Origin of the sequence: Rhodococcus sp. 27YEA6, from assembly GCF_044908235.1 — a bacterium.
Classification (GTDB): domain Bacteria; phylum Actinomycetota; class Actinomycetes; order Mycobacteriales; family Mycobacteriaceae; genus Rhodococcus_F; species Rhodococcus_F qingshengii.
In genome coordinates this window covers 204940-217604 of the sequence record NZ_JBIYCY010000008.1, presented here as the reverse complement: position 1 = coordinate 217604, position 12665 = coordinate 204940, and the positions used below count along the sequence as shown (strand labels likewise).

Annotated in this window: 12 protein-coding genes; 2 read left to right on the top strand and 10 right to left on the bottom strand. The window is 60.1% G+C overall.

All coding sequences use genetic code 11. From position 1 onward, the window contains the following. Positions 1-5: 5 nt before the first annotated feature. The 10 genes from ABH939_RS21350 to rpmH form a co-directional block, all read right to left on the bottom strand. Complete coding sequence (locus ABH939_RS21350) at positions 6-689, bottom strand: hypothetical protein (RefSeq protein WP_007729135.1); 684 nt, start codon at positions 687-689, stop codon at positions 6-8. 255 nt (positions 690-944) lie between these two features. Next, positions 945-1985 carry a ParB/RepB/Spo0J family partition protein gene (locus ABH939_RS21345; RefSeq protein ID WP_054188731.1) on the bottom strand — a complete coding sequence of 347 codons (1041 nt, stop codon included), beginning with the start codon at positions 1983-1985 and terminating at the stop codon, positions 945-947. A 1-nt stretch (position 1986) separates the two neighbouring features. Further along, positions 1987-2988 (bottom strand): ParA family protein, encoded by a 1002-nt coding sequence (locus ABH939_RS21340; protein ID WP_003942510.1) that lies wholly within the window; start codon positions 2986-2988, stop codon positions 1987-1989. A gap of 81 nt (positions 2989-3069) precedes the next feature. Beyond that, a complete protein-coding gene (gene rsmG, locus ABH939_RS21335) occupies positions 3070-3750 on the bottom strand; it encodes a 16S rRNA (guanine(527)-N(7))-methyltransferase RsmG (protein ID WP_019746204.1) in 681 nt (226 codons plus the stop codon). Positions 3751-5108: 1358 nt separating this feature from the next. Continuing rightward, positions 5109-5366, bottom strand: coding sequence for a hypothetical protein (locus ABH939_RS21330; RefSeq protein ID WP_030536721.1), 258 nt, complete (start codon positions 5364-5366; stop codon positions 5109-5111). A gap of 544 nt (positions 5367-5910) precedes the next feature. Next, entirely contained in the window at positions 5911-6474 is a 564-nt protein-coding gene (locus tag ABH939_RS21325; RefSeq protein ID WP_003942504.1) for a protein jag, read from the bottom strand. Positions 6475-6494: 20 nt separating this feature from the next. After that, on the bottom strand, positions 6495-7601 hold the full coding sequence (gene yidC / locus ABH939_RS21320; RefSeq protein WP_003942570.1) for a membrane protein insertase YidC: 1107 nt from the start codon (positions 7599-7601) through the stop codon (positions 6495-6497). Positions 7602-7605: 4 nt separating this feature from the next. Then, entirely contained in the window at positions 7606-7986 is a 381-nt protein-coding gene (gene yidD / locus ABH939_RS21315) for a membrane protein insertion efficiency factor YidD (RefSeq protein ID WP_007729147.1), read from the bottom strand. Next, positions 7983-8363 carry a ribonuclease P protein component gene (gene rnpA, locus ABH939_RS21310; protein WP_003942450.1) on the bottom strand — a complete coding sequence of 127 codons (381 nt, stop codon included), beginning with the start codon at positions 8361-8363 and terminating at the stop codon, positions 7983-7985. Before rnpA ends, yidD begins: the two co-directional genes overlap by 4 nt. A 26-nt stretch (positions 8364-8389) precedes the next feature. After that, a complete protein-coding gene (gene rpmH / locus ABH939_RS21305; protein WP_003942540.1) occupies positions 8390-8533 on the bottom strand; it encodes a 50S ribosomal protein L34 in 144 nt (47 codons plus the stop codon). 780 nt (positions 8534-9313) lie between these two features. On the opposite strand from rpmH, the gene dnaA reads away from it, so the two are divergent. Together dnaA and dnaN are read left to right on the top strand one after the other, a co-directional pair. After that, the gene (gene dnaA / locus ABH939_RS21300; RefSeq protein WP_003942491.1) at positions 9314-10876 is read left to right on the top strand and encodes a chromosomal replication initiator protein DnaA; all 1563 of its coding nucleotides are present in this window, start codon (positions 9314-9316) and stop codon (positions 10874-10876) included. A 584-nt stretch (positions 10877-11460) separates the two neighbouring features. After that, positions 11461-12645 (top strand): DNA polymerase III subunit beta, encoded by a 1185-nt coding sequence (gene dnaN, locus ABH939_RS21295; protein ID WP_007729165.1) that lies wholly within the window; start codon positions 11461-11463, stop codon positions 12643-12645. Positions 12646-12665: the final 20 nt, after the last annotated feature.

The window sequence follows — 12665 nt, the reverse complement described above, 5'->3', positions numbered from 1 at the left end:
CCTGCTCACACTCTGGCGAGTTCGCTGATCTCCACCATTTCGAGAGCTGCGGCCTTCAATAGACGGTCGAGGGCTTCTTCGACGTCGACTTTCCATTCGTGATCTCGATTGAGTTCGAGACGAAGGCGCGGATAACGATGGTGCGGTGCCACGACCTCGAAACCGTAATCCTCGAGGAACTCGGCACTGATCATGCATTCCGCGGGTGAACATTCCAGAGCAGCCGTTGCACTGGCCACGTCGGAAGCAGGCCCCAAGTCGTCGCTACGGATACCGAATGCCTCGAGCGCACGAACTCCTCGTCGGACCAGATCTGTCACGACAGCGGCCAGCAGGCTCGGCCCTAGTTCTTCCTCTATGCCCGAGGGCTCGAGGCGAAGGCTTGTGAGAAGCACTGCGTCCGAGCTGACCGGGCTGGTGGGAAACAGTTGCGCGCGCGGGATCATGCGGGGAGGGGCGTACAACGCACTGCCGAGCGGCTTTCCGTCGCGGACGGCGACCTGTCCGCACGAACCCCACTCGAGCATGACCATCGACAGCCAGGCTTCCTTCTCAAATTCCTGATCACAGAATCCTCGGGCGTCATGAAGCGCGCCCGGGTCCATCTCCCAGAACACGCATCGGCGCGCATGGGCGGAAAGCTGATCGAGGCTGTCGAGTGTGAGAGAGGTGATGACGTGAGTCGACACTGACTAACTCACTCTCCGTAGGTCCCCGAAGCGGTTTTGATGCTCGCCCGCCGCTTTTCTCTTCTCCAGGATAGGCCAGCTACGACATGTCGGCAGTGGCACGAGAGTTGATCGCCCTAATGTATTGCTGTTCAACATCTTTCGTCCCGGTTCAAGATTTCGAGAAGCTCGGACCACCTAGATTTGTCACAGTGACGAAAATAGGTGGTGTGTCCGGTCATCATGATTACGTCACCAAACGGGCATCCGAGTTCTCTACTTGGATTTCTGTGCTTCCATCATTCCGACGATGCGTTGTAGGTCGTCGACCGAGCCGAATTCGACCACAATCTTTCCCTTCCGCTTGCCCAGACTGACTGTCACCCGAGTGTCGAACGAGTCCGACAATCGCTCGGCCACATCCTGCAGACCCGGCATCACGATGGGCTTGCGCTTCTGTGGGGGAGCGATCTCATTATCCGCCCGGTTGGCGAGAGTGACTGCTTCCTCCGTCGCGCGAACAGACATTCCTTCCGCGACGATGCGCGCCGCCATGACCTCCTGAGCGTCGGCACCCGCCTCGAGGGACAGCAGTGCACGAGCATGGCCGGCCGAAAGTACACCGGCCGCAACGCGACGCTGAACCGCCACCGGCAGCTTCAGCAGACGAATCATGTTGGTCACGACGGGACGCGAACGTCCGATCCGATTGGCCAATTCTTCGTGGGTGACTTCGAACTCCTCGAGCAGCTGCTGATACGCCGCTGCCTCCTCGAGGGGGTTCAACTGCACTCGATGGATGTTCTCGAGGAGCGCGTCGCGCAGCATCGAGTCGTCATCTGTTTCACGAATGATCGCCGGAATCTTCTCCAGCCCGGCTTCCTGGCTCGCGCGCCAGCGACGCTCACCCATGACAAGTTGGTACTTGTCACCGTGACGACGGACCACGATCGGCTGCATCAAGCCGAACTCGCGGATCGAGTGAACCAACTCCGCGAGTGCTTCCTCGTCGAAAACGCTGCGAGGCTGCTTCGGGTTCGTCTCGATCAGGCTCGGTTCGATCTCGAGATAGACCGCGCCGGTCGGCTCGAGTTCGGTCTCCGGCTCAGCTTCCACCGGAGCCTTCGCAGCCGACGCCTTGGTGGCTTTCGGCGTTTTCGGGGCCGCTTTGGTCGGTGGGGGAGGGGAGGGGTTGCGCTTGTCGACGCCGATTACGACGTCCGCTGCAGCCGATCCCAGACCCGGCGCCGTGGCCGGCCCAGTGGGGATGAGAGCAGCCAAGCCGCGGCCCAATCCACCTTTGCGTGCTTGACTCATCTCACTGCTCCTGGGTCGTCGTGGTGGCAGAGCGGGCGGCAAGTTCACGGCCGGCGTCGAGGTAACTCATGGCGCCACGCGAACCCGGGTCGTAGTCGAGAACTGTCATCCCGTATCCGGGAGCCTCGGACACCTTCACGCTGCGCGGAATCACAGCGCGCAGAACGGCCTCACCGAAGTGCTTGCGTACTTCTTCGGCGACCTGGTCGGCCAGCTTGGTGCGCCCGTCGTACATCGTCAGAAGGACGGTGGAGACATGCAGATCCGGGTTGAGATGAGCCTGGACGAGTTCGATGTTGCGGAGCAACTGACCGACCCCCTCGAGGGCGTAGTACTCGCACTGGATCGGGATCAGAACTTCCTTGGCAGCGACCATCGCGTTGACGGTCAGCAGTCCCAGCGAGGGCGGGCAGTCGATGAGGACGAAGTCGACGTCAAGCTCTGCGAGCACCTTGTCGTTGAGCGCGCCTTTGAGTCGATTCTCGCGGGCAACCATGGAGACCAATTCGATCTCGGCGCCCGCCAGATCGATCGTTGCCGGGATGCAGAGAAGGCGCTCACTGTGCGGGCTGGTCTGGATCGCCTCCGGGGCCTTCACTTCGCCTATGAGCAGCTCGTAGCTCGACGGGGTGCCCGAGGTATGGACGACGCCCAGAGCGGTGCTGGCGTTGCCCTGAGGGTCCAAATCGACCACAAGGACAGTGAGCCCTTGAAGAGCGAGCGCCGACGCAAGGTTCACCGTGGTCGTCGTCTTGCCGACGCCACCCTTCTGGTTCGCGATGGTGATCACGCGGCGGAACGCCGGCTTCGGCAGCGTCACCGAATGGGGATGAAGCACTTGGCTCGCTCGATGCGCGGCCGCCCCGATGGGGGTCTCCTCCGAGGAGATCGCCGCGTAGGGGGCGGTGAAATTGTCGTCGTCGTTGACGATCTGATCCGCACCCGCACTCGTGTGCTGCTTCGGTGTTTCACGTGAAACGGCGGATTCAGATCGACCCGACATTGACTGCTCCTTCGATTGGGAATCGATCACTAGGTGCTCTCATCATCTGTACATTGCTCTCGATTGCATGCGTGTAAATCATCAACGCTGGCGGCGCTTCGGGAGACGTTCGGCCTTCACCACAACAGTGGGGGTGCGGAGAATCTTGGCTCCGCATTCGAGTATTTCCAACTTACCTGCGCCCAACTTGGTGAGCGCCGTACGGTCTCGCTCGATCTCCTCGGCGGCGCTCGAACCCTTGAGTGCCAACATCCGGCCGTGCTCGTGAATGAGTGGGAGGGACCAACGTGCGAGCTTCTCGAGAGGCGCCACAGCTCGCGAGGTGACTACATCCGCGCCGCCCGCTTCCTTCACAACACCCGATTCCTCGGCTCGCCCTCGGACAACCAATACGTCCAATCCGTTGGACTCGATAAACTCCGCGAGGTACACCGAGCGTCGGAGCAACGGTTCGACCAGAGTCACTTTCAAGTCCGGGCGGGCGATTGCGAGAGGGATACCGGGTAGACCGGCACCGCTTCCAACGTCCACAACCGACTCGCCTTCGGCAATCAACTCACCGATGACGGCGCAATTGAGAAGGTGACGCTCCCACAGTCGAGGGACTTCACGGGGACCAATGAGCCCGCGCTCGACACCATCCGTCGCCAGGGATTGGTAATACCGTTCCGCGATCTCATATCTGTCACCGAACACTGCGCGCGCAGTCTCTTGTTCGTCCCAGTCAACCGACGCCGCACCATTCTGTTCCACGTGAAACATCCTCCCGCGTAAACCGCGAAATCAACAATCAAGACCGAAATCATTATCCGCTCTGGAGCCGACATGTGTTCGCTTCTGCACACCGACTCGCTGTGAGTCTGCCGACTCGTTCATTCTTTGGGAAGTATTCGGCCCAAAATTCAAGCGGGGGAGGGAAGGGGTTCACGTTCCACGTGAAACATTGCGCTGAAAAATCTTCCAATTCTGACGCGTTTCACGTGAAACATAGCCGGGCGATCGAATGCAGATAGGAGCGCAATTCTTAGTATCATCACAGTGACGAAACTGCCATGGGTAGTTACATGGATGGAATTCTGACCCAAAATGGGCAATTTTCAACGAAAAGTGGTTGCCGAAAATCGCTGTCGTAGGACTGCCGAGCGGACTCGGTCACTCTGACCCAGTCGGTTTCTGACGCGGACGTTCTTCTTCGATTCCAGTTCTTGGACGACATCCGAAGACGAAGATGACCGCAATGACTCAATCCCCACGAAGGCACCGCCAATTATTGTGGCCAACAGAGCAAGAGCCCGCGGCGCCTACGCCGATCAAACCATCCACATAATTAGCCGCCCACAGCGCTCCGTTGACCAGAGCCCTGACAGCAGCGAGCACGATGACGGCGAGAGCAGAACCCTCGCTAGTCCCGCCCATCTGATACGAAACCTCAACCCTCGGCGGTTCCACGTTGGTACCGAGGCACCACATCGACCCGGTTTCACGTGAAACGAAGGCCGACTATTTCGAGTCGAGGGAGAGGGGCATCTCGCAATACGGCAACCTGCCGCCCTTCGGTAAATCTCATGGCAAGCTCGGAATCCATGTCTCGCGGGCAAATAGCAGCCATGGACCATACCGCCAACTCGACAGATACTGACGTAAACGATGACGGGACCGAGGGGTCGATCAGCCAAGTTGTCTACCGTGCCGGAACTGACCAAGCCAGCGTGGTCGAACCACGGATCGCTTGTGGTCTCGCCTCGAGGCGACCGGTTGGCAGCGATCACGACCTGACCGGGGCTCTCGGGTCTAGATGAGTAACCGTCAGGCAGTGCCGAATGAAATGTCAGCACCCGGTAAGGCCATACGCAGATCCGGTTCGACAACCGAGACGAGTTCAAACTCCACTGAAGGCGGTTCTGCTCTACAGAAGGCGGAAGAGTCCGGACGGCCCTCAATTGATGCATTCATCGCGTTTCTGACTCGCTTGTTAAAAAGGTCGCCGACGCACCTGGGAAGTTCCGTACGGCACGGCGGTGTTCATATCCCAAAAAGGCATCCAACGAGGTACCTCGACTTACTCCATAGTGCGGTGGAACCAGGCGATGGAGCGCAGTGGTTCTGAGGTCGAGAAGATACTAGGCGTGGTACAAATCGGGCATGAGATACGCAATTGTTGCCGCTGCCATATTGGCCTCGCTGGCTGCACCCGCTTTGGCCAGCGCCCAGGTCCCGTACCAACCGCCAGTGGTGGCGCTCGTTGGTGATGATTCATCGATCACCGCGACGATCACGAACCCGAATGACAGTGGCATCTGCACCCTGTCAATTTCGTCCTCACCGAGACCACCGGTGAACGATCCCAATGACCACACACGCACGGTCGAGCCTTTCACCGATGACGATGCCTCCTGGCCGCAGGCCGGGCAGTCGGTGGAACTAACGCGCGACGATCTCCAGCCGGGGGTTTACGACCTCACCGCCTGGTGCGGTAAGCCCGCGCAGGGAGGAGGTTGGGTGATGGGACAACTGTCGAATGGCGTGTCCTACGAGGTGCGGGTTGGATCGATGCCGGAACCTACAGGCTCCCTGGCGTTCGGGTCATAAAGACCACGAGATTGCGCCTACGAGCGAACCGGATGGGTATTTCCGATTTCCTTCATCCGCCTTCGCTTACCCGATCAAAACGAAGAAGCAATGACCCACCCATGAGGGAATCGCCGCCTAGGGACTGAGCCCCGACCATACAGAAAGAGCGTGCGTAAGGCACTCAAGATCATCAATCCGAGAGGGATTCCGGAACGCTCGTGGGACATGTCGACAACGATAGGCACCTGACCGTCACCGTGCCGCCGGATTCGGTTTCACGTGAAACACCTCTCGGACACAAAAGCGGGCCCCGGAAAATCCGGGGCCCGCATTCGATCAGGGGGGGGAGTGTCAGTCCTTGAGGACAACCACTCGACGAGACGGCTCAGCGCCTTCGCTCTCGCTGGAAACACCGGCGACCTTGGCGACGGCGTCGTGCACGATCTTGCGTTCGAACGGCGTCATCGGAGCAAGCTCTTCGCGTTCGCCGGTCTCGAGAACACGCTGTGCAGCTTCCGCACCGAGAGCACTGAGTGCCTCGCGCCGGCCCGCACGCCACCCGGCGATGTCGAGCATCAAGCGGCTACGCTCTCCGGTCGACTGCTGAACTGCCAGACGAGTCAGCTCCTGGAGAGCATCCAGAACCTCACCCTTGCGTCCCACGAGCTTGGTCAGGTCGTCGCCGCCGTCGATGCTGACGATCGCCCGATCGCCCTCGACGTCAAGGTCGATGTCTCCGTCGAAATCGAGAACGTCGAGCAACTGCTCGAGGTAGTCGCCGGCGATCTCGCCCTCTTCGATCAGGTCGTCATCGGAATCGTCGATGTCTACATCCACATCGGTAACCGGCGCAGTGGTCTCGGTGCTCACGTCTGCGTTCTCTCCATCCACAACGATGTCAGCTTCACTGGACATTGGTCGTTCTCTTTCCTGGATCAGCGCCGTTTATTGCGCTTGGGGGAGTTGCCGCGGTTGCTCTGTGGCCGGTTCTGTTTCGGTTTCGACGTGGAACCACCACTGGAACCCGAGGGCTTCGGCTGTGGCTTCTTGAGCGAAACTTCCGGGGCGTCACCGTCGTCGTCGGCTGAATCCGCGGTCTTCAGCGCAGCCGGAGATCCCTTCTTCTTGCTGGGATCGGGACGGGCACCGGGCTTGGGCGCATTGTCGTTGCGGCGAGTGATCGCTTCCTGCTTCTTGGCTTCTTCTTCCGCGTCGATCTTGCGGAAGACGAGGTGCTGCTGACCGTAGGTCCAGATGTTGTTCGACACCCAGTACAGGAGGATCGCGATCGGAAGGAACGGTCCACCGACCAGAACACCGAGCGGGAAGACGTACAGGGCGAGCTTGTTCATGATCGCGGACTGCGGGTTCGCGGCAGCTGCTTCGCTCTGACGGGCAACAGAAGCGCGTGAGTTGAAGTGCGTCGCGATGCTGGCGATGATCATCAGCGGAGCGGCCACGAGGATGATGTTCAGCCGTGACGGAAGCTCGGGAACGTTCTCGGTGACGTAGGCCTGAAGCTGCGCAACCGGCGTCGTGATCGCGGCCGAGATGGGCGCGCCGAACAGACGAGCATCCAGGAACGACTGGACGTCAGTGGCCGAGAAGACGTAGTTCGGGGTGTTGAGGTTGTCCTCGGCGCTCATGCCCAGCTGGCCCATGCCGGTGCCGGTGCGGTTGAACGAGCGCAGGACGTGGAACAGACCGATGAACACCGGAGCCTGAGCCAAGACCGGGAGACAGCCCATGATCGGGTTGAATCCGTGCTCCTTCTGGAGCTTCTGCATCTCGACGGCCTGGCGCTGACGGTCGCCCGAATACTTCTTCTGCAATGCCTTGATCTGTGGCTGCAGTTCCTGCATCTGACGCGTCGTGCGGACCTGCTTCACGAACGGCTTGTACAGAACCGCACGCAAGGTGAACACCAGGAACACCACGGAAAGCGCCCAGGCTATTCCGTTGTCCGGGCCGAGAATGAACCCGAAGACCTTGTGCCAGACCCACAGAATCGCGGATACCGGATAGTAGATGAAATTGAGCACGGCTCTAAGTACTCCTCTGTTCGTCCGTCGGACTGTGACACGCTGCGCGTGCTTCCGGACAGCTATGGCGGCTACCCGCATCACGGTCACGACGGGCAGGGACAGGGTCCCACCCTCCAGAATGCCAGGGGGCACACTTCGCCAACCGCACCACAGTCAAGAAAAGGCCTTTGATCGCCCCGTGAGTGCGCAGCGCTTCGACTGCGTATTCACTGCAGGTGGGGGTGAACCGGCAGGTCGGCATCCTCAAGGGCGACACATACGTCCGGTACAACTCGATACAGAAGATGAGAACAGTGGCGGGAGCGCGACGCACAGCCTTCAACACCGTGATGACACGGGAGGCTCTGGGAGTCTCGATCTGCTCAGAGAGCGGAGTACTCATGGCTCTTCACTTACCGACACCAATAGGTTCATTTTGGTCAGGCCCCCGCGCAACTGCTTGGCCAGTTCGGCTGAACTGGCGGTAGCTGCACCCGGAAGTGCGCGGATAACCACGTCCGTCTCCGGCGAAACCTGCCCGACGAAATCTGCACAGATATGACGAAGCCGGCGTGCGACTCGATGTCGAATCACCGCCGGCCCGACAGCCTTGCTCACGATCAGCCCGAAACGGGGACCGTGATTTGTTACTACCAGCGCCTCTACTTGCTCGCGATCGAACGCGTGCACGACAAGGTCGCGTCTTCCCATACGACGTCCACGTCGCACCGCCACGGAGAAATCCGCGTGGCGACGCAACCGGAACGGCTCAGGCAACACCCCGAGCTCCTGAACTCGAAATCAGATCAGGCGGTGAGGGAATCGCGGCCCTTACGGCGACGCGCCGAAACGATTGCACGACCCGCACGGGTACGCATACGAAGACGGAAGCCGTGAACACGCGCGCGGCGGCGATTATTCGGCTGGAACGTCCGCTTGCCCTTGGCCACGGTCAACACTCCTCGAAGTTCATTGACGCCTCCCGGCGTCATTCAGTGATCGACGCCTTACGGCGCCTTTGGATACAACAGGTACAGAACAATCAGCTTCACTCGTTGTGGCTTGGAAGACCGTTCCGACCTGACATATGTAGCCAGCACGAAGCGATCACCACCAGCGGGTGACCGTTCGAGGCTACTTACCACCGTTGCCAAGGTCAAACCAGCCCGATTCGGAGCCCTCCCGCGGCAACCACGGCGACACGCCGATACTTACATCATTCCGCAGATTCCATTCACAGTGTGCATACGGCCGTGACCTCGAGCGAGGCGGCAAGTGTGACCTTGGCAACAGTTCCGCTACGGACTGCAGGTGACCCGAAGGCAACCCGGACAGTTCCACCGGCGCATGCTCTCGACAAGGCCTCATCAGCACATACGGGCACGAGCGCCGGACGCGACCCCGAATCCCGAGTTTCCACATTCATCCACAGGGCTGTGAGTGTTGACGCATCCCCGACACCAAGTGGCGAACGCCTCGAGTTCCGACAAAGTTGCAGGTAGATCAATTTCTCGATCACTTTGACGAATTTGGTTGACGAAAAAACCGACTCAGTGCAGGTTTGTCCACATCTGTGGATAATTGTGTGGAAACACAGCCCAGGTGGCATATTCGTAGCCTGTTACGGGGTTCTCACCCCGGGTGGTAATCCACCGAATCATTCGACGCCGCAGCCATACGCTCGGCAGCTGCAGCACACCCACTGTCGGCGAAACACGGGAAGGAACCACGTGAACGACGATCCCAACGCGCTCGCACGGGTCTGGGTCGACGTGGTTGCAGAACTCACGAGTGATGACCCCGGAAGTAATCTTCCGGCTTTGAGCAGCAAGCAGAAGGCATTTGTCCGTCTGGTGAGGCCTCTCACACTTGCTCAGGGTTTTGCACTCCTCTCGGTTCCATCGCCATTTGCTCAAGAGACGATCGAGCGCGATCTGCGCGAGCCGATCCTGCAGGCACTCGGACGCCACCTCGGCGGCCAGGTCGAGGGACTCGGTGTCCGCATCGCACTCGAAGACGATGCCGACGCACCCGCCGAACCGGTCGAGGAGCGCACGGGCAGCCGTCAGTTCGAGTCGGTCAACTCATCGGGCGCATACCGTCGGCGCAGATTCACCGAAGGCGACGGCGAACCTTCGGACTCCGAGACTGCCGAGACCGAAGAAGTCGACGACGACCGCGAAGCACTCGCGAGCGTTCACGAATCGTGGCCGTCGTACTTCACGAAGCCGCCCGCTACTCCTTCTGCTTCGGGGTCCGGCGCCAACAGCCTCAACGCGAAGTACACCTTCGACACTTTTGTGATCGGATCGTCCAACCGATTCGCTCATGCCGCTGCCGTCGCGATCGCGGAGGCGCCGGCGCGTGCCTACAACCCCTTGTTCATCTGGGGAGCTTCGGGCCTGGGCAAGACGCACCTTCTTCACGCCGCCGGCCACTACGCACAGCGACTGTTCCCCGGCATGCGGGTCAAGTACGTCTCGACCGAAGAATTCACCAACGACTTCATCAACAGTCTTCGTGACGACCGCAAGGTCGCGTTCAAGCGTCGCTACCGGGAAACGGATGTCCTGCTGGTCGACGACATCCAGTTCATCGAAGGCAAGGAAGGTATTCAGGAGGAGTTCTTCCATACCTTCAACACCTTGCACAACGCGAACAAGCAGATCGTCGTTTCCTCGGACCGTCCGCCCAAACAGTTGGCAACCCTCGAGGAGCGTCTGCGGACGCGCTTCGAATGGGGCCTGATCACCGACGTTCAGCCGCCTGAGCTCGAGACGCGTATCGCGATTCTGAGCAAGAAGGCGAGGATGGATCGCCTCGAGGTCCCGCACGACGTCCTCGAGTTGATCGCCAGCCGTATCGAGCGCAACATTCGTGAACTCGAGGGCGCGTTGATCCGCGTCACCGCTTTTGCCTCGCTCAACCGCCAGCCGTTGGATCTGACGTTGGCCGAGGTGGTCCTGCGCGATCTGATGCCCGATTCGTCGAGCCTCGAGATCAACGCGGCGACGATCATGGCGGTGACGGCCGAATACTTCAACATGTCGATCGACGACCTGTGTGGGCCGGGTAAGGCCCGGCCACTCGCTCAGGCCCGCCAGATCTCGATGTATTTGTGCCGTGAGCTCACTGATTTGTCCTTGCCGAAGATCGGTCAGACGTTCGGCCGTGACCACACGACGGTCATGTACGCCGACAAGAAGATCCGTAAGGAAATGACGGAACGCCGCAAGGTGTACGACCAGGTTCAGGAGTTGACCGCAAGGATCAAGCAGCGCTCCAAGCGTTGACCTGCACTTATTTCGATCGATGCCGCTCGAGGCAGAGGTTCCCTCGAGCGGCATCGGTGTATTCGAAGGGTTCCACGTGCGGTCCCCTCGAGGGCGGTTGTCCACCTCGAGGGACGACACGCCGTAGTCAGACACGCCGATGAGAACAAACTCTTCGTTTCTTGTGAAAAGTATTCACATCTGTGGATAAGTGTGTTGATAACTCCGAAAGTCTGTGGAGTTCTCGAGGAGGAATCCGAAAACTTTCAGAGAGTGCACAGAGGGGGTCGATTGGTCCTCGAGTCTGTCCTCGAGAAGTGCACAGGCCCTCGAGGGGACCTACCAGCGTCGACAACCGTTGCTCCACAGATTGCACAGGACTTATTACTACTACTGAGAATTTCCTAGGAAAAGCTCTTTGAAAATAGTTCTGGGGACAACTCCTGTTGAGAACCTCGCCTCAGGCTGCGCTCGCCGCGGCTTCGGCTTTCCACTTGCGCCCTCGAGGGCATACGGTGGGCATCGCTTGGTCTGTGTCAGACTTCAAGTGAGCTGATGCAGATCCGCAGCAGACGAACATGCCTACCGAGAGGAATAACCCGGCGATGGAGCTTGGAAGCCTGAAGTTTCGCGTTTCCCGGGAAGAGTTCGCTGATTCAGTAGCGTGGGTTGCTCGTAGCCTGCCCTCGAGGCCGCCCGTGCCGGTTCTCGGCGGAGTTCTTCTCGACGCAACCGAAGCCGGCCTCACCGTTTCCGGGTTCGACTACGAGGTATCCGCGCAGGTCCGCGTCTCGGCAGATGTCACAACTGCAGGTCAGGCACTCGTCTCCGGTCGCCTCCTCGCAGATATCACCAAGTCACTTCCCAACAAGCCGGTCGATGTGACCCTCGAGGGCACTCGCGTGCTCATCTCGTGCGGAAGCGCCAAGTTCTCCCTGCCCACGATGCCGGTCGAGGACTACCCCCAGCTTCCGACGCTTCCGCAGCAGTCCGGGTCCATTCCCGTCGACCTGTTCTCCGAAGCCATCAGCCAGGTAGCTGTTGCAGCCGGCAAGGACGACACCCTTCCGATGCTCACGGGTATCCGTGTCGAGATCGAACAGAATTCGATCGTCCTCGCCGCTACCGACCGCTTCCGTCTCGCCGTACGTGAACTCGAGTGGACTCCGGCCAATCCCGACGTCCAAGCTGCTGTTCTCATCCCGGCCAAGACTTTGTCCGAGTCCGCGAAAACGCTTGCCGGCAATGCAAATTCGCCGGTCGAGTTGGCTCTCGGCTCCGGTACGACCATCGGAAACGACGGACTCCTCGGCATCGTCAACGACGGACGCCGCACCACGACGCGCCTCCTCGACGCCGAGTTCCCGAAGTTCCGTCAGTTGCTGCCTGCTCAGCACACCGCGATGGCAACGGTCGAGGTCACGCCTCTCATCGAAGCCATCAAGCGTGTAGCACTCGTCGCCGAGCGTGGCGCACAGGTTCGCATGCAGTTCTCCGCTGACGGCCTGCTCCTCTCTGCGGGTGGCGACGACGCCGGCCGCGCGGAAGAGACGCTCAACGCGTCGTTCCAGGGCGAAGCACTCACCATTGCGTTCAACCCCGGTTACCTGATCGACGGGTTGAACTCGCTTCACAGCGAAAACGTTCTGTTCGGCTTCACCACTCCCAGCCGTCCGGCTGTTCTTCGCCCCGCGGCCGAGGAAGAGCCCACGGCAGACGAGTCCGGTAACTTCGCTGCGCCCTCGAGCGAGTACACGTACCTGCTGATGCCGGTTCGCCTTCCGGGCTGAGTGGAACCCCGCACTTCAGT